This is a genomic window from Variovorax sp. Soil_C_19 (assembly GCF_057657255.1).
Genome location: NZ_JBDGIV010000021.1, coordinates 44,298 through 65,315 on the forward strand (window position 1 = coordinate 44,298; position 21,018 = coordinate 65,315).

General features: G+C 68.3%; 16 protein-coding genes and 1 pseudogene. 4 read left to right on the forward strand and 13 right to left on the reverse strand.

The genetic code is table 11. From position 1 onward, the window contains the following. Position 1 precedes the first annotated feature (1 nt). The 10 genes from AC3A6R_RS25375 to AC3A6R_RS25420 all read right to left on the reverse strand — a co-directional run bounded on the left by AC3A6R_RS25375 (position 2) and on the right by AC3A6R_RS25420 (position 9,725). Complete coding sequence (locus AC3A6R_RS25375) at positions 2–574, reverse strand: HutD/Ves family protein (RefSeq protein ID WP_487865948.1); 573 nt, start codon at positions 572–574, stop codon at positions 2–4. Continuing rightward, entirely contained in the window at positions 571–1,239 is a 669-nt protein-coding gene (locus AC3A6R_RS25380; RefSeq protein WP_487865949.1) for an amino acid ABC transporter permease, read from the reverse strand. Before AC3A6R_RS25380 ends, AC3A6R_RS25375 begins: the two co-directional genes overlap by 4 nt. Before the next feature lie 7 nt (positions 1,240–1,246). Then, on the reverse strand, positions 1,247–1,999 hold the full coding sequence (locus AC3A6R_RS25385) for a transporter substrate-binding domain-containing protein (protein WP_487860632.1): 753 nt from the start codon (positions 1,997–1,999) through the stop codon (positions 1,247–1,249). 59 nt (positions 2,000–2,058) lie between these two features. After that, positions 2,059–2,793: an IclR family transcriptional regulator gene (locus AC3A6R_RS25390; protein ID WP_487860633.1), complete on the reverse strand. Its 735-nt coding sequence runs from the start codon at positions 2,791–2,793 to the stop codon at positions 2,059–2,061. Between the two features lie 155 nt (positions 2,794–2,948). After that, on the reverse strand, positions 2,949–4,667 hold the full coding sequence (gene hutU, locus AC3A6R_RS25395) for a urocanate hydratase (RefSeq protein WP_487860634.1): 1,719 nt from the start codon (positions 4,665–4,667) through the stop codon (positions 2,949–2,951). Between the two features lie 16 nt (positions 4,668–4,683). Continuing rightward, the gene (hutH, locus tag AC3A6R_RS25400) at positions 4,684–6,255 is read right to left on the reverse strand and encodes a histidine ammonia-lyase (RefSeq protein ID WP_487860635.1); all 1,572 of its coding nucleotides are present in this window, start codon (positions 6,253–6,255) and stop codon (positions 4,684–4,686) included. A gap of 55 nt (positions 6,256–6,310) precedes the next feature. Continuing rightward, positions 6,311–7,060, reverse strand: a complete 750-nt coding sequence (gene hutC, locus AC3A6R_RS25405) for a histidine utilization transcriptional repressor HutC (protein WP_487860636.1) — start codon at positions 7,058–7,060, stop codon at positions 6,311–6,313. A gap of 19 nt (positions 7,061–7,079) precedes the next feature. Next, entirely contained in the window at positions 7,080–7,865 is a 786-nt protein-coding gene (locus AC3A6R_RS25410) for an ABC transporter ATP-binding protein (protein WP_487860637.1), read from the reverse strand. 11 nt (positions 7,866–7,876) lie between these two features. After that, a complete protein-coding gene (locus AC3A6R_RS25415; RefSeq protein ID WP_487860638.1) occupies positions 7,877–8,743 on the reverse strand; it encodes an ABC transporter permease in 867 nt (288 codons plus the stop codon). 13 nt (positions 8,744–8,756) lie between these two features. Next, positions 8,757–9,725, reverse strand: coding sequence for an ABC transporter substrate-binding protein (locus AC3A6R_RS25420; protein WP_487860639.1), 969 nt, complete (start codon positions 9,723–9,725; stop codon positions 8,757–8,759). Between the two features lie 320 nt (positions 9,726–10,045). Between AC3A6R_RS25420 and recQ the strand changes: the two genes are divergently transcribed. Further along, positions 10,046–11,950: a DNA helicase RecQ gene (recQ, locus tag AC3A6R_RS25425; protein ID WP_487860640.1), complete on the forward strand. Its 1,905-nt coding sequence runs from the start codon at positions 10,046–10,048 to the stop codon at positions 11,948–11,950. A gap of 6 nt (positions 11,951–11,956) precedes the next feature. Here recQ and AC3A6R_RS25430 read toward each other — a convergent pair. The 3 genes and pseudogenes from AC3A6R_RS25430 to AC3A6R_RS25440 all read right to left on the reverse strand — a co-directional run bounded on the left by AC3A6R_RS25430 (position 11,957) and on the right by AC3A6R_RS25440 (position 17,331). Then, positions 11,957–13,127: pseudogene (locus AC3A6R_RS25430) on the reverse strand (nucleoside hydrolase). Between the two features lie 151 nt (positions 13,128–13,278). Next, on the reverse strand, positions 13,279–14,913 hold the full coding sequence (locus AC3A6R_RS25435) for a S41 family peptidase (RefSeq protein ID WP_487865950.1): 1,635 nt from the start codon (positions 14,911–14,913) through the stop codon (positions 13,279–13,281). 93 nt (positions 14,914–15,006) lie between these two features. Next, on the reverse strand, positions 15,007–17,331 hold the full coding sequence (locus tag AC3A6R_RS25440; RefSeq protein ID WP_487861087.1) for an ATP-binding protein: 2,325 nt from the start codon (positions 17,329–17,331) through the stop codon (positions 15,007–15,009). 118 nt (positions 17,332–17,449) lie between these two features. On the opposite strand from AC3A6R_RS25440, the gene AC3A6R_RS25445 reads away from it, so the two are divergent. The 3 genes from AC3A6R_RS25445 to AC3A6R_RS25455 all read left to right on the forward strand — a co-directional run bounded on the left by AC3A6R_RS25445 (position 17,450) and on the right by AC3A6R_RS25455 (position 20,910). Further along, entirely contained in the window at positions 17,450–18,649 is a 1,200-nt protein-coding gene (locus tag AC3A6R_RS25445; RefSeq protein WP_487865951.1) for a threonine ammonia-lyase, read from the forward strand. Between the two features lie 93 nt (positions 18,650–18,742). Next, the gene (locus AC3A6R_RS25450; protein WP_487860644.1) at positions 18,743–18,895 is read left to right on the forward strand and encodes a hypothetical protein; all 153 of its coding nucleotides are present in this window, start codon (positions 18,743–18,745) and stop codon (positions 18,893–18,895) included. A gap of 146 nt (positions 18,896–19,041) precedes the next feature. Next, a complete protein-coding gene (locus tag AC3A6R_RS25455) occupies positions 19,042–20,910 on the forward strand; it encodes a phosphoenolpyruvate carboxykinase (GTP) (RefSeq protein ID WP_487865952.1) in 1,869 nt (622 codons plus the stop codon). Positions 20,911–21,018: the final 108 nt, after the last annotated feature.

Here is a 21,018-nt window from a genome sequence, read left to right on the forward strand (position 1 = left end):
CTTACGCCGGCATGATGCGCACCGCGAGAAGCCGTGCACCGGACTCGGCGGGTACGGCCTGCCATGCCGCCGTGTGCTCGTCGGTCCAGGACAGGCCCTCGCCTTCGGCGCAATGGGCGTCGCCGATGCGCCAGGCACCGCGCAGCGCGAGCAGCACGCCATGCGGCGCGGGCGCGATGGTTGCAGCGTCGTCGAGCAGCTGCAGCTCGGCGCGCCACTGGCCGCGGCGCACCATCACATTGAAGTCGTTCGAGGCGCCGCCGAGCAGCGTGCAATCGATGGCCTCGTCGCCGCGAAAGGCGAACGGTCGGTGCGGCACGTCGAGCCGGTGGTCGATGCGCGCGTCGTGCGTGAAGAGGCGCACGCCGTCGCCTTCGAGCAGCATGATCTGGCGGTCGATGCCCGCGAAGACCGAGAACGGGCCGGGCTGCGCGATGGTCGCGATGCTCGCGCGCCAGCCGAAGGCATCGAGCCCCGCGCCCGGCGGCCAGCTTGCGATCTCCTGCGTGGTGCCGCCGCCGTTCTTCCAGGGGGTGGCGGGAAGCGTGGCGCGGGAAAAGCGGACCACGCTCATCGCACCAGCCCGCCCTGCCCCAGCTTGCGCTCGAAGTGCCGGAGCACCAGCGTCATCGTGCCCGTAAGCACGAAGTACACGAGCGCGATGGCCAGGTAGACCTCGAGCGAGCGGTACGACACGCTGATGATCTTCTGCCCCTCGTGCATCACGTCGTGAATGGTGAGCAGCGACACCAGCGCCGAGTTCTTGATGAGCGCGATGAACTCGTTGCCGAGCGGCGGGATCATGCGGATCACCGCCTGCGGCAGCACGATCTCGCGCATCGCCACGCCCGGCGTCATGCCGAGCGACTGCGCCGCCATCGTCTGGCCGCGGTCGATCGACTGGATGGCACCGCGCACGATCTCCGACACATAGGCGCCCGAATACACGCCGAGCCCCAGCACGCCGCACAGGAAGGCCGGCAGCAGGATGCCGAAATGCGGCAGGCCGAAGAACAGGATGAACAGCTGCACCAGGAGCGGCGTGCCGCGGATGGCCGCCACATAGGCGGTGCAGATGCCGTAGAGCCAGCGCCGCTTCGGGTTCAGTCGGCCGATGCCGACCAGCAGGCCGACCACGCAGCCCAGCAGCAGTGCGCAGGCGGTGATCTCCACGGTGACGAGCGCGCCGCGAAGCAGCGCGGGCCAGCCCTGCCAGACCGGCGAGAAATCCAGATCCATGGCGCGCTTACTTGGCGCTGCTGTTGAACCACTTGTTCACGATCTGCGCATAGGTGCCGTCGGCCTTGAGCTTCTCGATCGCGCCGTTCACCGCCTTGGTGAGCTCGGGCGTGTCCTTGCGGATCGCCATGCCGTATTCCTCGGTGGTGATTTGCTCGGGCAGCACCTTGAGGCCGCCGCGCGTGCGCACGTACTGGTAGGCGGCAGGCTTGCCGGTCACCGCGGCATCGGCGCGGCCGATGTCGACGAGGTTGAACATCTCCTGGTTCTTCTCGACTTCGAGCAGCTGCACCTGCGGGTACTTCTCCTTCGTGAAGGCGACCGACTTGGTGCCCACCTGCACGCTGACCTTCTTGCCGTTGATGTCGGCCGGCTTCTGGATCGACGTGTTGCCCTCCTTCACCATCACGACGAGGCCGCCCGCGTAGTAGGGCGCGGTGAAGTCGACGACCTTCCTGCGCTCTTCGGTGATGTAGATGGCCGACACGGCCATGTCGAAGCGGCGCGAGATCAGTCCGGGGATCAGGCCCTTGAAGTCGATGTCGATCCATTCGACCTTGCGGCCCAGGGTCTTGCCGATGGCCTCGACCAGCTCCACGTCGAAACCCGTGCGCTTGCCGTTCTCGACGAACTCCATCGGCGGGAAGGTGGCATCAGTGGCCACGCGCAGCGGCTCGCCCTGCGCTTGTGCAGCGCCGGCAAGACCGAAGAAGGCGAGGCCGGCGAGTGCGGCGGCGACGAGGGTGCGACGGGTGTTCATGTTGAGGAGCTTCCGTGGTGAGAAAAAAAGGGAAAGACGAAGGGTGCGCGCGCTGCGGGCTACTGCAGCGCGCGAGAGATGCGCGCCGCTGTGACGACGGCCATGTGGCGCAATGCAGCTTCCATGCCTTCGACGCGCGTGAGCGGCGCCATCAGCGTGATCGCGCCGCGCAGGCGCCGGTTGGCCGCGAGCAGCGGTGCGCTGGCACCCCAGACGCCGGCATCGACCTCGCCCTGCGTCACCGCATGGCCAGCCTCGCGGATCGCGTCGAGTTCGCTGGCGCGCCGCGCGCGTTGTTCAGGCGGTTCGCCGAGCGCGTCGAGCAGCGCATCGCGCTGCTCGGCCGGCATGTGGGCCAGCAGGCACTTGGCGCTCGCGCCGTCGCGCGCCGGCACGCTGCGGCCGCGGTCGAACGAGCAGCGCAGCGAATGCTCGCTGTCAATCATCTCGAGGCACACCACGCGGTCGTTCACGGCCGTGACCAGCGCGACGCTTTCATGGCTCTGCTGCGCGAGCGCGCGCATGTCGGCACGCGCGGCCATCACGAGGTCGGAGTTGCCGTCAAAGCCGCTCGCGAGCTGCACGCTCACCGGGCCCGGCGAATAGCGCCCGTCGGACTCCATCACGAAGCCCCAGCGCCGCAGCATCGCGATCTGCCGATAGAGCGTGCTCTTCGACAAGCCGGTTTCCTCCACCAGCTGCGCCGCGGTCAGGGCCGAATTGCACTGCGCCAGCACCGACAGCACGCGCAGTGCGCGGTCGTTGTGAGCGGAGGCATCGGTCGGCGGCGTCATCGGAAAGGGCGTGGGCGTCGGATGGAGTGGCGGAATGCGGTCTGCAGTATCTGGCCGGCCGTTCCCACGTCCAAGGCTTCATTCCCATTGAATGGGAATTGGCTGGGTTTTTCTTCCTACCTTCGGCTTACCTTTGTCGGCCGCAACGCGCGCCCTCAGCGGACCATCGGCAGCTTGAGCCCCTGCTTCCTCGCGGTGGCGACGGCAATGTCGTAGCCCGCATCGGCATGGCGCATGACGCCGCTGGCGGGGTCGTTCCAGAGCACGCGCGCGATGCGCTTCGCCGCGGCGTCGGTGCCGTCGCAGACGATCACCACGCCCGAATGCTGCGAATAGCCCATGCCGACGCCGCCGCCGTGGTGCAGGCTGACCCAGGTCGCGCCGCCGGCGGTATTGAGCAGCGCGTTGAGCAGCGGCCAGTCGGACACCGCATCGGTGCCGTCCTTCATCGCTTCGGTCTCGCGATTGGGGCTCGCGACCGAGCCGGTGTCGAGGTGGTCGCGGCCGATGACGATGGGCGCCTTGAGTTCGCCGTTCTTCACCATCTCGTTGAATGCCAGCCCCGCGATGTGGCGCTCGCCGAGGCCGAGCCAGCAGATGCGCGCGGGCAGGCCCTGGAAGGCGATGCGCTCGCGCGCCATGTCGAGCCAGCGGTGCGTGTGCGTGTTGTCGGGGAACAGTTCCTTGATCTTGGCATCGGTCTTGTAGATGTCTTCGGGGTCGCCCGAGAGCGCCACCCAGCGGAACGGGCCCTTGCCCTCGCAGAACAGCGGCCGGATGTAGGCCGGCACGAAACCCGGGAAGTCGAAGGCATTGGCGACACCCTCGTCGAACGCGACCTGGCGGATGTTGTTGCCGTAGTCGACCGTGGGAATGCCCATGGCCTGGAAGTCGAGCATGGCCTGCACATGCACGGCGCACGACTTGGCGGCGGCGGTCCGGAGGGCGTCGTGCTGCGACGGGTCCTTCATCGCGGCTTGCCACTGCGGAACGCTCCAGCCCGCGGGCAGGTAGCCGTTGATCAGGTCGTGCGCGGAGGTCTGGTCGGTCACGAGGTCGGGCCGGATGCCGCCGGCCTTCGCGCGCTTGACCAGTTCGGGCAGCACATCGGCCGCGTTGCCGAGCAGTGCGATCGACACCGCCTCCTTCGCATCGCAGTGCTGGCGGATGAGTTCGAGCGCATGGTCGATGTCGCGCGCCTGCTTGTCGACGTAGCGCGTGCGCAGGCGGAAGTCGATGCTCGACTGCTGGCATTCGATGTTGAGCGACACCGCGCCCGCGAGCGTGGCCGCGAGCGGCTGCGCGCCGCCCATGCCACCCAGGCCGGCCGTCAGGATCCACTTGCCCGCGAGGCTGTTGCCGTAGTGCTGGCGGCCGGCCTCGACGAAGGTCTCGAAGGTGCCCTGCACGATGCCCTGGCTGCCGATGTAGATCCAGCTGCCCGCGGTCATCTGGCCGTACATGAAGAGGCCGAGGCGGTCGAGCTCGTTGAAGTGCTCCCAGTTGGCCCACTTGGGCACGAGGTTCGAGTTGGCGAGCAGCACGCGCGGCGCATCCGGGTGCGTCTTGAACACGCCGACCGGCTTGCCCGACTGGATCAGCAGCGTCTCGTCGTCGCCCAGCTCCTTGAGCGACGCGAGGATCTGGTCGAAGCATTCCCAGTTGCGTGCGGCGCGGCCGATGCCGCCATAGACCACGAGGTCCTGCGGCCGCTCGGCGACCTCGGCGTCGAGGTTGTTCTGCAGCATGCGGAAAGGCGCCTCGGTGAGCCAGCTCTTGCAGTTCAGTTGGCTGCCGCGCGGGGCGCGGATCACGCGCGTCGGGTCGTGGCGGGGGTCGGCGCCTTGCAGCGCGAGGGTGTCGGGAGCATTCATCGGTGGATCTCCAGTTTCAGGAATGGCTGGGAAGGATGTCGCGCAGCGCGCGCGGCAGCTCGGCTGCGAGCGCCCACTGGCGCATGGCTTCGATGTCGGGTGCGAGGTAGCGGTCGCGCTCGAGGAAGGCGACCTTCTGGCGGATGTTGGCGAATTCGGCTTCGACCAGCGCGGAGCTCTTGAGCCCGCCGCCGGGGGCCACGCCGCGTTTGAGTTCGATGCCCTGCGCGGCGGCCATCGCTTCGATGCCCACCACGACCGCCGTGTTGTTCACCATGTCGCCGAGCCGGCGCGCCGCGAAAGTGGCCATCGACACATGGTCTTCCTGGTTGGCCGAAGTGGGCAGGCTGTCGACGCTCGCGGGATGCGCGAGCGACTTGTTCTCCGACGCGAGCGCCGCGGCCGTGACCTGCGCGATCATGAAGCCCGAATTCAGGCCGCCGTCGTGCACCAGGAACGGCGGCAGGCCCGACAGGCCCGTGTCGAGCAAGAGCGCGATGCGGCGCTCGGCGATCGCGCCCACTTCGCTCACGGCCAACGCAATGATGTCGGCCGCGAAGGCCACCGGCTCGGCGTGGAAGTTGCCGCCCGAGATCACTTCGCCGGTGTCGCAGAACACCAGTGGGTTGTCCGATGCCGCATTGGCTTCGATCGCCAACACGCGCGCGGCATGCGCGAGGTTGTCGAGGCAGGCGCCCATCACTTGCGGAATGCAGCGCACCGAATACGGGTCTTGCACGCGCCCGCAGTCGGCGTGCGAGGGCACGATCTCGCTGCCGTCGAGCAGCGTGCGCACCGCCGCCGCGACCGCCACCTGCCCCGGCTGGCCGCGCGCCGCATGGATGCGCGCGTCGAAGGGCTTGATCGACCCCTGGATCGCCTCGAGCGACAGCGCGCCCGACATCAAGGCCGAGGCGAACACGTTCTCGGCACCGAAAAGACCCGCGAGCGCGAGCGCGGTCGACACCTGCGTGCCGTTGAGCAGCGCCAGGCCTTCCTTGGGGCCGAGGACGAAGGGTTCGAGGCCCACGCTGCGCATCGCCTCGGCACCGCCGACCACGCGGCCGTCGGGCAGGGTCGCTTCCCCTTCGCCGATCAGCACGCAGGCCATGTGCGCGAGCGGCGCGAGGTCGCCCGAGGCGCCGACCGAGCCCTTGCACGGGATGCGCGGCATCACGCCCGCATTGAAGAGCGCCAGCAGCGCATCGACGAGCGCGGGCCGCACGCCCGAATGGCCGCGGGCCAGGCTCACGGCCTTGGTGGCGAGTACCAGCCGCACCACCGGCGCGGCCAGCGGCTCGCCCGTGCCCACGCTGTGCGAGAGCACGAGGTTGCGCTGCAGGTCGGCCAGGTGGTCGTTGCCGATGCGCGTGCTCGCGAGCTTGCCGAAGCCGGTGTTGATGCCGTAGACCACCTCGTCGTTCTCGACGATGCGGCGCACGGCGGCTTCGGCACGGGCCATGCCTTCCTGCACCGACGGATCGAGGGCAAGGCGCAGGCCGCTGTGCTGGTGGATGCGGCGCAGCATCGCAAGGTCGACCTGGCCGGGCGTGAGGGTCAGGGTGGCGGGGTTGGAAGGTTGGGCCATGTGAACCTGTCTATACAAGTGGTTGCGTCAGAAGACTTTGGTTGCCGTCGCGGGCTCATCCGAATGAAGGATTGCCGTCGGCGCGAAAGCGGCTGCCCAGGCTGTAGCGCGAGGCCGGGTGCAGGCAGCGCACCCACGTCACCGGGATGTTGCGCGTCCAGGTGCGGCGCGTCAGCAGCAGGCAGGGATCGGCGGGCGCCATCGCGAGGTGGCCGGCCTGTTCGGGCGTGGGCAGCACGGCATCGACGACATGCTCGATCTGGTCGAAGGGCACGTGGCGCACGAGGTATTCGCTGGGCGGCACCGCGGCGAAGTCCTGCGCGAGGTAGTCGGGCACGACCTGCGGGTTGACGTAGCGCTCCTCGAGCTGCACCGGCGTGTCGTTGTCCAGGTGCAGGCAGACGCTGTGGAACACCGAGCTGCCCGCGCGCATGTCGAGCCAGGCGGCCACGTCGGGCGAGGCCGCGAGGCGCTCGACGGCGAGCATCTCGCAGCGGTAGTCGTGGCCGCGCTGGCGGATCTCGCTCGCGATGTTGGCGATCTGCAGCAGCGTGGACTGCGGCTTGGTCTCGGCCACGAAGCTGCCGACGCCGGCCATGCGCACGATGCGCCCCTGCGCCACGAGCTCGCGCAGCGCGCGGTTCACCGTCATGCGCGAAATGCCGAACTGCGCGACCAGCTCGCTCTCGGACGGCAGGCGGTGGCCGGCCGGCCAGGTGCCGTCCTGGATCTTGCGCGAGATGTGGTCCTTGACCTGCGCATAGAGCGCAAGCGAGGGGTCGGCGCGGCGTGCGGCGGGGGTCATTGCGGGTCCGGTCGCCTGTTCAATGCTCGGCCGCCGCCATCGACTCGGCCCGGATCTCTTCGGTCAGGCGCGCCTTGATGGCCATGAACTCGGGCGAGGTCTTGATCGTGTACTTGCGCGGATGCGGGAAGTCGACCGCGATCTCGGTCTTGATGCGGCCCGGCCTGGCGCTGAACACGGCCACGCGGTTGGCCATGAAGATGGCCTCGTCGATGTCGTGCGTGACGAACAGCACCGTCTTCTGCGCCGATTCCCAGATGCCGAGCAGCAGTTCCTGCATCAGCACCCGGGTCTGGTTGTCGAGTGCGCCGAAGGGCTCGTCGAGCAGCAGCATCTTGGGGTCGTTGGCGAGCGCGCGCGCAATGGCGGTGCGCTGCTGCATGCCGCCCGAGAGCTGCTTCGGATAGTGGTTCTCGAAGCCGCGCAGGCCCACCTTGGCGATGAAGAACGCGCTGCGCTCCTTCTGCTCGGCTTCGCTCATGCCGCGCTCGCGCAGGCCGAAGCGGATGTTCTGGGCCACCGTGAGCCAGGGGAACAGCGTGTAGCTCTGGAACACCACGCCGCGGTCGGCACCCGGCCCCTCGATGCGCTCGCCGTCGAGCAGCACCTGGCCGGTGGTGGGAAAGTCGAGCCCCGCGACGATGCGCAGCAGCGTCGACTTGCCGCAGCCCGAAGGCCCGAGGATGGTGACGAAGTCGTTCTCGCGCACCTCGAAATCGATCGGCAGCAGCGCCTGCGTGCTTTGCCCCTTGGCACCGGTGAAGACGCGCGACACGCCCTGGATCGAAAGCTGGTTGTTCGTCATCGTCGTTGTCGTCACAGTGCGGCCCAGGCGAAGAGGCGGCGGTTGAGCGCCTTGAAGGCGAAGTCGGACACCAGCCCGATGACGCCGATCACGATGATCCCGAAGATGATCTGGCCGGTGTTCAGGAGCGCCTGGCTGTCGGTGATCATGTGGCCGATGCCCGAGGACGAGCCGATCAGCTCCGCCACGATCACGTAGGTCCAGGCCCAGCCGAGCACCAGGCGCAGCGACTCGGCGATGCCCGGCGCGGCACTGGGGATGAGCACGCGCGCGACGATGCCGCGGCTCTTGGCGCCCAGCGTGTACGCCGCCTCGACGAGGTCGCGCCGCGCACCGCCCACGGTGACGGCCACCATCAGCACGATCTGGAAGAACGAGCCGATGAAGATCACGAGCAGCTTCTGCATTTCGCCGAGCCCGGCCCAGAGGATGAGCAGCGGGATGAAGGCCGAGGCCGGCAGGTAGCGGCAGAACGAGACGAAGGGCTCGAAGAAGGCCTCGACCGTCTTCCACGTGCCCATGGCGATGCCCAGCGGCACCGCGAACACGGCCGCCAGCACGAAGCCGCCGAACACGCGCCAGACCGTCATGCCCACGTCCAGGCTGAAGCCGTACTCGGTGAAGAGCAGCCAGCCTTCCTTGACCATGGTCGGCGGACTTGCGAGGAAGGTCGGCGAGACGAAGCCACCGAGCGTGGCGACGGACCACGCGAGCACGAACACCACGAAGAAGCCGAGCCCGAGCAGTACCCGCGCACGCGCGCCGATGGGTTCGAGCGGCGCGAATGCGCGGCGCCGCCGCAGGGGCGGAGCCGGTGCGGCGGGCGCGGCCCCTGCGGGCTGCGTGACCTCGCCGGCAGGCGCTGCGCGTGGCGCCATCGGCGGCAGGGCCTTACTTGACGAAACTGGCATCGAAGGTGGCGGCGTAGTCTTCGGGCGCCTTGCGGATCACGCCGGCTTCGAGCAGGATCGTCGTGGCCTCCTTCATGAAGCTCATGAGCTCGCCTGCGAAGAACTTCTGGTTCGCGGCCTTGTCCTGCCAGCGCAGGTAGGCCGACGACTTGGCGAACTGTTCGCCGCTCTGCTTGACGGCCGAGCCCATGATCTCGTTCGACTTGGCCGGGTCGGCCTTGATCATCTCGAGCGCATCGAAGTACGACTTGGTGAGCGCGGCGGCGGCCTTGGGATTGGCCTTGAGCCAGGTCGGCGCGCAGCCCACGGTGTCCATCACCATCGGGTAGTCGAGCGTGGTGGCCAGGATCTTGCCGGCCGCCGGATTGGCGCGCACGGTCGACAGGTACGGCTCGTACGTCATGGCCGCGTCGTTCTGGCCGGCCACGAAGGCCTGCGCGGCGGGCTGCGGCTCGAGCGAGACGGTCTTCACGTCCTTCAAGGTCATGCCGTTCTTGTTGAGCATCCAGGCCAGGCCGAAGTACGGCGCGGTGCCGGGCGCGCTCACGCCGATGGTCTTGCCCTTGAGGTCGGCGAAGCTCTTCACGTCGTTGCGCACCGCGATGCCATCGGCGCCGTAGGACTTGTCCATCTGGAAGATCTGCACGATCGGCACGCCGTTGGCGTTCCAGGCCACATGCGTTTCCACGGTGGTAGCGGCGCACTGGATCGCGCCCGCGGCCAGCGCAAGGTGCCGGTCCTTCTGCGGGATCATCTTGATCTCGACGTCGAGGCCATTCTTCTTGAAGATGCCCGCCTTGTCGGCCAGCGTGAGCGGCGCAAAGCCGGTCCAGCCCGACATGCCGAGCGCAATCTTGGTTTCCTGCGCAGCGGCCGTGCCGGCCAGGCCTGCGGTGCAGGCGAGCGCTGCCAGCAGCGGGGAAATCTTCACAACTAGCGTCTTGACCATGGGGACTCCTGGTTCCGTTCTTGAGAAAGAGATGGCTCGGCGATGCGCCCCCGTCGTCCGTCCGGGTGGCGCGCGCCTCGCATTGTTGCCGTGTGCCCCAACTTGTATATACAGGATAACCCGAGAGAACCTATTCGGTGCATGGCAGGACGACAATGCACCACTTTGCTGTCTATACAAGAAGGGCTTCGAGACTGGCGTTGTGATTGCAAACCTCGTGCCACGGTCATTTCCTGGTGGCTGGGGGACAATCCACGGCCGCGCTCCCTCTTCGCCTTTTCCTTCGTTCGTTCCGTTCTTCCGCCGCCCGCCTGCCGCCCGTGTCCTCGCTTGCCCCCCTCCCCTCCGACGCCGACCACAGCACGTCGAGCGCGCCCGCCGACATCCTCCACGAGGTCTTCGGCTATGCGCAGTTCCGCGGGCCGCAGCAAGCCATCGTCGAGCATGTGGTGGCCGGCGGCGATGCGCTGGTGCTGATGCCCACCGGCGGCGGCAAGTCGCTGTGCTATCAGATCCCGGCCATCGCGCGGCAGCGCGCCGGGCACGGCCTCGCGGTGGTGGTCTCGCCGCTGATCGCGCTGATGCACGACCAGGTGGGCGCACTGCACGAGGCCGGCGTGGACGCGGCTTTCCTCAACTCGACGCTCGACTGGCAGCAGACGCAGGACGTCGAGCGCCGCATGGCGCGCGCCGAGATCACGCTGCTGTACGCCGCGCCCGAGCGCGTGACCACGCCGCGCTTCCTCGAGCTGATGGACGCGCTTGCCGCGCGCGGCAAGCTCTCGCTGTTCGCGATCGACGAGGCGCACTGCGTGAGCCAGTGGGGCCACGACTTCCGCCCCGAGTACCGCGCGCTCACGGTGCTGCACCAGCGCTATGCCGGCGTGCCGCGGATCGCGCTCACGGCCACGGCCGACGCGCTCACGCGGGCCGACATCGTCGAGAGGCTGCAGCTCGAAGAGGCGCGCCAGTTCGTCTCGAGCTTCGACCGGCCGAACATCCGCTACACCATCGTCGAGAAGAAGGACGCGACCACGCAGCTGCTGCGCTTCATCGAACGCGAGCACGAGGGCGATGCGGGCGTGGTCTATTGCCAGTCGCGCAAGCGCGTGGAAGACGTGGCCGTGATGCTGCAGGGCGCGGGCATCAATGCCCTGCCCTACCACGCGGGCCTGGACGCAGCGGTGCGCCAGCGGCACCAGGACCGGTTCCTGCGCGAGGAAGGCATCGTGATGGTCGCGACCATCGCGTTCGGCATGGGCATCGACAAGCCCGACGTGCGCTTCGTGGCGCACCTCGACATGCCGAAGAACATCGAGGGCTACTACCAGGAGACCGGCCGCGCCGGCCGCGACGGCGCAGCCGCCGATGCCTGGATGACCTACGGTCTGCAGGACGTGGTCAACCAGCGCCGCATGATCGACGAGAGCCCCGCGGGCGAGGAGTTCAAGCAGGTGATGCGCGGCAAGCTCGACGCGCTGCTCTCGCTGGCCGAGGCGAGCGACTGCCGGCGCGTGCGGCTGCTGGGCTACTTCGGCGAGAAGAGCACGCCCTGCGGCAACTGTGACAACTGCCTGAATCCGCCGCAGGTGTGGGATGGCACCGATGCGGCGCGCAAGCTGCTGTCCACGGTGTACCGCGTGCAGCAGCAAAGCGGCATCAGCTTCGGTTCGGGCCATGTCATGGACATCCTGCGCGGCAAGGAGACCGACAAGGTCCGCCAGTACGGGCACGAGCGCATCAGCACCTTCGGGCTCGGCGCGGAATTCAGCGAGGTGCAGCTGCGTGGCGTGCTGCGCCAGCTCATCGCGATCGGCGCCGTGGCGGTCGACGCCGAGGCCTACAACACGCTCAAGCTCACCGAAGCCTCCCGCGCTGTGCTGCGCGGCGAGACGCTGGTGTCGCTGCGCGAATCGATCTCGTCGCCCGCCGCACGCAGCGGCAAGGCGCGGCGCGAGAAGGCCGCGCGAGGCGCGCCCTCACCGGCCGCGGCCGCCCTCGACGCCGAGGGCCAGAAGCGCTTCGAGGCGCTCAAGGCCTGGCGCGCCGAGGTGGCGCGCGAGCACAACCTGCCGGCCTACGTGATCTTCCACGACGCCACCCTGGCTGCGATCGCCGAGCGCGCACCGGCCACGCTCGAAGACCTGCAGGGCATCAGCGGCATCGGCACGAAGAAGCTCGAGGCCTATGGCAGCGAGGTGCTGCGGGTGTGCTCGGCTTTCTAGGCGGCCTCAGCGCGGCAGGCGCACCGGCACCGGCCGCGTGAGCAGATCCACGTAGAGCGCGAAGAACCGCGCGTTGTCGAAACGCGTCACCACCTTCATCTTCTGCAGCGGCGCGCCCGCCGGCGGCGTCGTGTAGCCGACCGAGCGGCCGTTCTCGGGATCGCCCGGCCGCGCGATCACGTCCACGTACTCTTCCGAGACCTGGGTCGCGTAGGCGGGATCGAGCAGGTAGGCGATGGTCAGCGTGTCCCCAGATGTTCGAGGTGTGGTTCGGGTCCTTCTCGAAGTCGGCGGCAAACCACTCCTGGCGAAACGCCTCGGTCACCGCGGTGGGGCGGGGCGGGTGCGCAATGCGGTCGTAGATCGCCTTGTCCATGAGCACGGTGTCGGTCACGTCGAGCGGCACCACCACCTGCGGGATCGGCAGCCGCACCACGAACTGCGCGGCGTCGGGATCGAACCACCAGTTGAACTCCGCCGCCTTGGTGGTGTTGCCGGGCACATGGACGGCGCCGCCCATGTAGATGATCTGCTTGATCAACGGCACGATCTCGGGGCTGCGCTGCACCGCCTTGGCGATGTTGGTGAGTGGGCCGATCGCGAGCAGGGTCACCTCGTGCGGATGCGCCTTGACCGTGTCGATGATGAAGTCGACCGCGCTGCGCGGCTGCACCTGCGTGTGCGTGGCGAAGCCGTCGGGAATCGGCGCCAGCTCGGCGTCGGTCTTGGGCTCGGGCGTGCTCCAGGCGCCCAGATAGCCGTCGCCGCCGGCCCCGGCCGCCAGCTCGGCCTCGATCGCCGCCCGGTCGTGGTTGAACGCGTAGTTCTCGCCTGCAAACACGGGGATGCGGTGGCCCACACCGAGCCGCTCGACCGATTTCAGCGCCTCGGCCACGCCCTGGCGCAGCCACTTGTTGCCCGACACCACGGTGATGCCGAGGACCTCGACCTTGCCCTCGGCCTGGAGCTGCGCGGCCATCACGCCGAGCTGGCCGTCGTCGCTCATGGTGTTGTAGTCGCTGTCGATGATGATCTTCTGCGCGGGCGGCGGCGCGGCGCCGAAACCCGGCGCGAGCGCAAAGCCGTCGTTGCCGCTGCCGCCCCCGCCGCAGGCCGAAAGTACCGTGGCGAGCAAGGCCGCGCCGAGCCACCGGCGGCGCTGGATTCGCATCTTCATCGTGGTCTCCTCATGGCGGCCGAAGCCGTGTAGAACAAAATGCCAAACGTTTGCGCAAACGTTTGCTACTGATGAAGGCCACTCTATCGGCCGCGCGCTTGCGCAGCAAGAGAGTCGAAAGACCGCAGGGTTTACGCCAATCCGGCGCCGGTCATCCCGGTGCTGCCGGCGCGCCCGGCATGTCGAGCACGCGCATCTCGCGCAGCGGCGAGCGGTCGCGCAAATAGGGCTCGGTTTCCGACATGCCGGGCTTCTCGACCCCCGGCAGGGTCTTGGCGGATATCGCCGGGCAGGCGCCGCCATTGCGCATCGCCAGGGCCGCGGCGAGCCGCGCCTCGGCCGGGTCGCCGAGCGGATGCGCGAAGTCGTCGGCCACGGCGCAGTCGGGCCGGAAGCCGTCGCCGTAGTCGCCGAAGTTCTTCGCGTTCACGCCCTGGAACTGGATCGCGAAATAGCTGGTGCCGCAGTTGTCCTGCGGCGAGAAGCCGTAAGGCTTGCCGCAGGTTGTACCGCCGACCAGGTTCACGCTCACGTCGGCGCCGCGCAGGCCGTTGATGACCGACTCGCTGGCCGAGCAGGTGTCCGGACCGACGAGCACGGTGACGCGCGACAGCCCCAGCCGGGGCAGCGCCGCACCCGTGCGGCTGGTGCCGTAGAACGGTATCTGCGTCTGCGCCGGCAGCAGGTGGAACGGGTTCTTGTCATTGAACACCAGTTGCTCGAAGACCTTGCCGTCGGTCGCGGCCGGCCCCGACACCATGTAGGCGAGCCGGCTCGCGATGTTGAGCTGCCCGCCGCCGTTGTAGCGCATGTCGAGCACCAGGTCCTGCACGCCGTCGTTGCGCAGCTGGTTGACCGCATTGATGAGCTGCATCTCCGAGGTGGTGATGTGGTCGTTGAAGAGCAGGTACCCGACGCGGCCGCTGCCGGTGTCGATGCTCTTGACGAACTGCACCGGCGTGCGCCGCACCTGCTCGGCCGTGAGCTGGACCGGCGCCTGCCGCACGCCGCCCACCTCGAAGACGAAGGTGTGCGACTCGCCGGCTTCTTGCGGCGAGATGGCGCGATTGATCACATTGACGTTGGCGGTGCCGGTGGCGCGCACCACATCGACGCCGTCGGCCTCCACCAGCTTGGCGCCACGCGGCAGTCCGGCCCTGCCGGCCGGCGAGTTCGGCTCGACGAAGGCGATGCGCATGTTGCGCGCCGGCGAACTGCGCAGCACGGCAAGCTCGATGCCGTAGCTCGGTGACACGCCGGCTTCCGAGAGCTGGCGATAGCGCTCGGTGTCGACGACGTAGTGGTAGCGGTCCTTCGCGCGACCCGAGGGCGTGAGCGCCGGCGTCTTGAGCACGTTGAAATACGCGACCGGTGTGGCGTAGTCGGCGGCCTTGAGCGTGGTCGGCACCTCGCCATACCAGAGATAGGTCTCGTCGATCCAGCCGCGCACCCACCGCTTCTCGTCGGTCAGCGTGCCGGGCCGGTCGGGGTAGGCGGCACCGGTCGCGGGATTGGTGCCGGCGCGCGGCGCGGCGCACAGGCCGGCCACGCTCGCCGAGGCCACGATCGCATCGGGGTCGCCCGGCCCGTCGCCGCCGCCGTCGCCGACCGGGGGATTGCCCCCGCCCGGGATGATCGGAAACCCGCCGCCGCCGCCTCCCCCACCGCCGCCGCATGCGGCGATCGCGCCGCAAAGCAGGCCCGTCCCTGCGAATGCCGCGAACCGCCATAAAGTGAAACGCGGCATGCCCCCTGCCGCTGCGGCATGTGTCTTTTGCTCTGTCATCGAAAGCCTCCTCCTGTCGCTGCGTTCCCTGTGTTCTTTTTTTCTGCGTGCGGCCGGCCCCCCGCCGGCGTTCGCTCACTGCTGCCTGGCTACCTACTGCACGAAACCCATGCCGCGCGATTCGCGCACCTCGGGCTTGATGCGGTGTTCGGCCTCGAGCTGGTCGAGGAATTCGGCGGCCGAGAACTCGACCGCCAGAATGTCGGTCTGCCGCTTCACCGCAGCGAAGTCGCCCGGGCACAGCTGGCGCAGTTGCGCGAGCCGCGCGCGGGTCTCGCCCGTGAGCAGCGCGCCATCGCCCGCGAGCGCCTCGGTCACGAACATGCGCTCGCGCTGCTGCGCGGTCAGCGGCATGAACTTGATCTTGAACGTGAAGCGCCTGAGCGCCGCCTGGTCGAGCCGTTCGAGCAGGTTGGTGGTGCACACGAACACACCGTTGAAGCGCTCCATGCCCTGCAGCATCTCGTTGACCTCGGTCACCTCGTAGGTGCGCTGGGCGCCGCGGCGGTCCTGCAGAAAGCTGTCGGCCTCGTCGAGCAGCAGCACGGCCTTTTCGGCTTCCGCCTCGCGGAACATGGCGGCCATGTTCTGCTCGGTCTCGCCGACGTACTTGCTCATGAGGTCGCTGGCCTGCTTGATGATGAGCGGCCGGCCGATGGCTCGGGCGATGTGCTCGGCGAGCGCGGTCTTGCCGGTGCCCGGCGCGCCATAGAAGCACAGCGTGCCGTGGCCGCGCGCCTTGAGCGCCGCGACGATGCGCGGCACCTCGAAGCGGCTCTCGACGTTGAGCATGTCGAGGTCGTAGGTGGTGACGTTGCGCCGCTCGCCGAGCCCGGCATCGGACGTGCCGAGCGCGAGGTCGGCGTTGCGCAGCTGGCGCTCGATCAGCGCCTCCATCGACGCGCCGTCGGTGCAGGCCAGCCCCGCGAAGCGCACCGCGGTGCGGATCTGCGCGGGCGTGAGCCCCTTGCGCTCTGCCAGCTTGGCGGTGAACGCCTCGGACACGACGATGCCGTCGAGCGTCTTCTTGACGAGCTGCTCGCGCGCGCCGGGCGGCGGCGACTTGAGTTCGAGGTGGTAGGCAAAGCGGCGCCGGAACGCCGGGTCGATCTGCTCGATGCGGTTGGTGACCCACAGCGTGGGCACGGGGTTGGCCTCGAGGATCTGGTTGACCCAGGCCTTGCCGCTCACGCTGCCGCTCGGGGGCGCCGGAACCTGCTCGGCACGCGCCATGAACTGCGCGGCCTCGGTGCTGATGGGCGGAAAGACGTCTTCCACCTCGTCGAACAGCAGCGCCGCCTGGGCGCTGCCCTTGAGGAACACCTGCGCGATCTGTAGCGAGCGGTAGCGGTCGCGCCCCGACAGCGAGTTGCCGTCGCGGTCGGCGTACTCGACCTCGAACAGATCGAGCCCCGCGGCCTGCGCCACCACCTTGGCGAGTTCGGTCTTGCCCGTGCCGGGCGGGCCGTAGAGCAGCACGTTGACGCCAGGCTCCTTGCGCGCCACGGCCGCACGCAGCAGCGTGACGAGCATCTGCGCGTCTTCCTCGACGAAGGAGAAATCGTGGGGCGTGAGCGTGCTCTTTGCGGAGGGCCGCGTGAACACGGCCATGAGCTCGTTGTGGTCGCGGTACTCACGCATCAGCACCGGCGGCAGCTTCTCGCTGACCTTCATGAGATCGGCCAGGTCGGTGATGTTGTGCTCGGAGATCAGGTTCTCGACCAGGCCGATGCGCTCGAGCCGCGACCCCGCACGCAGCGCCTCGCCGACTTCGCTTGCATTGACGCCCGCGATGTCGGCGATGGCGGCATAGGCCTCGGGCGCGTTGTTGACCTTGAACTCCACCAGCAGCGAGCGCAGGTCGCGCTGGTAGCGCGCGAGCGTGCCGTAGAGCAGCAGCGCACGCTCGGCCTTGTTGAGCTGCAGCAGGCCGGCGAGCGCATCGATGTTCTTCTCGACCAGCGTCGACTGCTTGCGCAGCGCATGCGTGAGCCAGTCGCGCGTGACGGACAGCACCGAGAGCAGGTCCTTGGGATGGTCCTTCGCGTACTCGTCGAGGTAGAAGAACAGCGTGCCTTCCTCATAGGGGCCGCGCCACACGCCATGGCGCTCGAGCAGCGTGCGGCCGTCGAGGTCTTCGACGCCCTTCCAGGCCTCGTTGCCCGCGCAGCGCCGGCCGAGGAACTCGCTCAGCCGCTGCAGCACCGCGAGCGGCCACACCAGGTGGCGGCCGGTCAGCGAGAGCAGGCCGTTGATGTCGCGGCGCACGTTGAAGCGCGGGCCCTGCTTGGCGGCCAGCGTGAGCACGAAGTGCGAGCACATGAGCTCCAGCACCGGCGCGCCCTTGAGCCCGGGCGACGGCAATGCCTGCCCGCGCACAGCAGCAGCCACCACATCGACACCCGCGCGCTTGACCATCCACCGACCTCCTGGCATGAGGAAATTACTGAAGCGACCATAGCGCAGAGTTTTGGCTTCGGGAAGATGCGGGAACGGTAAAAACCCTGATGGTGCGATTCCAGCCACAATGCCCGCCATGGTTGGAATCGAAGAAATCCAGCGTGCCGCGGCGCGCCTGCGGGGCCAGGTGCTCGACACGCCCTGCGTGGAGTCGCGCACGCTCTCCGAGATCGTCGGCGCGCAGGTGTTCCTGAAGTTCGAGAACCTGCAGTTCACCGCCTCGTTCAAGGAGCGCGGCGCCTGCAACAAGCTGGTCGACCTGTCCGAGGGCGGCGCCCGCGGCGTGATCGCGATGTCGGCCGGCAACCATGCGCAGGGTGTGGCCTACCACGCCGAGCGCCTGGGCCTGCGCGCGCTCATCGTGATGCCGCGCTTCACGCCGGGCGTGAAGATCGAGCGCACGCGCGGCTTCGGGGCCGAGGTGGTGCTGCATGGCGACACGCTCGATGCGGCGCGCGCGCATGCGCTCGAGCTGGCCGAACGCGAAGGCCTCAGCTTCGTGCATCCCTACGACGACGAAGCGATCATCGCGGGCCAGGGCACCGTGGCGCTCGAGATGCTCGATGCTGTGCCCGAACTCGACACGCTCGTGGTGTCGGTGGGCGGCGGCGGGCTGATCGCCGGCATGGCCGTCGCGGCGCGGCACCGCAGGCCCGGCATCGAGATCGTCGGCGTGCAGACCACGCGTTTCCCCGGCATGGTGAATGCAGTCAAGGGCACGCAGCACCTGCAGGGCAAGAGCACCATCGCCGAAGGCATCGCAGTGGGAACGCCCGGCGTGCTGACGCGCGAGATCATCGCGCGCCACGTCGACGACCTGCTGCTTGTCGACGAGGGCGACATCGAGCAGGGCGTGCTGATGCTGCTCGAGATCGAGAAGACGCTGGTCGAGGGCGCCGGCGCGGCCGGCCTGGCGGCGCTGATCCGGCATCCCGAGCGCTTCAAGGGCAAGCGCGTGGGGCTGGTGCTCTCGGGCGGCAACATCGACCCGCTGCTGCTCGCGGCGATCATCGAGCGCGGCATGGTGCGCGCCGGCCGGCTCGCCCGCGTGCGCGTGAGCGCGCGCGACGTGCCGGGCTCGCTGGCCCAGATCACCGCCACGGTGGCAGAAGCGGGCGCTAACGTCGACGAAGTCCATCACCAGCGCGCCTTCACCATGCTGGCGGCGCAGAACGTCGACATCGAGCTGGTGCTGCAGACCCGCGGACGGGCCCACCTCGCGAGCGTGCTGGGCGCGCTGCACGAGGCCGGCTTCGAGGCCGAGGAGCAGCACTGAAAAAGGGGGCTCGGAACCCCCTAGACCAGATGGACGGGGTCCATCTGTAAAATGCCCGCAGTTTTTCCGTCTTTGTGCATTCGAGGTATTCCCATGTCCAACACCACTCCCGTCGAGCCCGGCCATGCCGCGGCCGTTGAAGCAGATGCCGTCGAATCGGTCGTGCACCTGATGCCCGTCGTGCTCCCCGTGGCAGGCGCGGTGCTGATGCTCCTCCTGGCATCGATCGCCGTCTACCTGGCCTGACAGCCGGTTGCGTCTTCGTCCGTGGGCCGGGTGGCCCCGGGTGACGCAGTCTCCGCGAGGCGAAACGTTTTCTCAAACGGACCTCCGTGCCATGCCGGTACGGCGTCCCGTTCGGAAAGACGATTTTTCAACTTAGGAGATTTCCGATGAACGCACCCGCGATGCAGGGCCTCGCCATTCAGGCACCCTCATACGTCAAGAACGCGAAACTGATTGCCTGGGTGGCCGAAATGGCCGCGCTCTGCAAACCCGAGTCCATCTACTGGTGCGACGGCAGCAAGGAAGAGTACGACCGCCTCTGCCAGAAACTGGTCGACGCGGGCACCTTCAAGAAGCTCAACCCGGCCAAGCGCCCGGATTCCTTCCTCGCACTGTCTGACCCGAGCGACGTCGCACGCGTCGAGGACCGCACCTTCATTTGCTCCGAGCAGAAGGAAAGCGCCGGCCCCACCAACAACTGGATGGCCCCGGCCGAGATGCGCGCCACGCTGCAGCCGCTGTTCGACGGCTGCATGAAGGGCCGCACCATGTACGTGGTGCCGTTCAGCATGGGCCCGCTCGGCTCGCCCATCGCCCACATCGGCATCGAGCTCTCCGACAGCCCCTACGTGGCCGTCAACATGCGCATCATGACCCGCATGGGCAAGGCCGTGTACGACGTGCTCGGCGCCGACGGCGAGTTCGTGCCCTGCGTGCACACCGTGGGCGCGCCGCTCGAGCCCGGCCAGAAGGACGTCTCCTGGCCCTGCAACAAGACCAAGTACATCGTCCACTACCCCGAGACGCGCGAGATCTGGAGCTACGGCTCGGGCTACGGCGGCAACGCGCTGCTCGGCAAGAAGTGCTTCGCGCTGCGCATCGCCTCGACCATGGGCCGCGACGAAGGCTGGCTGGCCGAGCACATGCTGATCCTCGGCGTGACCTCGCCCGAGGGCAAGAAGTACCACGTGGCCGCCGCGTTCCCGTCGGCCTGCGGCAAGACCAACTTCTCGATGCTCGTGCCGCCGGCCGGCTTCGAAGGCTGGAAGGTCACCACCATCGGCGACGACATCGCCTGGATCAAGCCCGGCAAGGATGGCCGCATGTACGCCATCAACCCCGAAGCCGGCTACTTCGGCGTGGCCCCCGGCACCAACCTCAAGACCAACCCGAATTGCCTGAAGAGCCTGGACCGCGACGTGATCTTCACCAACGTGGCGCTCACCGACGACGGCGACGTCTGGTGGGAAGGCCTCGAGGACGACGTGCCCGGCAAGCAGCTGCCCGAGCACCTGATCGACTGGCAGGGCAAGGACTGGTCCCCGGCCATCGCCAAGGAAACCGGCGCCAAGGCCGCGCACCCGAACTCGCGCTTCACCGTGGCCGCCACCAACAACCCGGCGCTCGACCCGGCCTGGGACGATCCGGCCGGCGTGCCGATCGATGCCTTCATCTTCGGCGGCCGCCGCTCGACCACGGTGCCGCTGGTCACCGAAGGCCGCAACTGGACCGAAGGCGTCTACATGGCCGCCACCATGGGCTCCGAGACCACCGCCGCCATCGTCGGCCAGGTGGGCGTGGTGCGCCGCGACCCGTTCGCGATGCTGGCCTTCATGGGCTACAACATGAGCGACTACTTCCAGCACTGGCTCGATCTGGGCAAGAAGCTCGAGGCCTCGGGCGCCAAGCAGCCGCGCATCTTCACCACCAACTGGTTCCGCAAGGGCGCCGACGGCAAGTTCGTCTGGCCCGGCTATGGCGAGAACATGCGCGTGCTCAAGTGGATGATCGACCGCATCGAGGGCAAGGCCGAGGGCGTCGACCATGTGTTCGGCGTCAGCCCGCGCTACGAAGAGCTCAATTGGACCGGCCTGGACTTCAGCGCCGAGCAGTTCAAGAGCGTCACCAGCATCGACAAGGCCGCCTGGGAGGCCGAGCTGAAGCTGCATGCCGAGCTGTTCGAACAGCTCAAGCACCACCTGCCGAAGGAGCTGCCCGAGACCCGGGCCGCCATCGAGCAGCGACTCGCGGCCTGATTGGCCAAGGCAAAAAAAAGCCGCCCTCGCCCAGTCTGTGTAAATAGTCGGCGTTGAGTCCGCGAGAAGTGCCCTCCAGGCGTTGTCTGGAGGGCATTTTTCATTGGA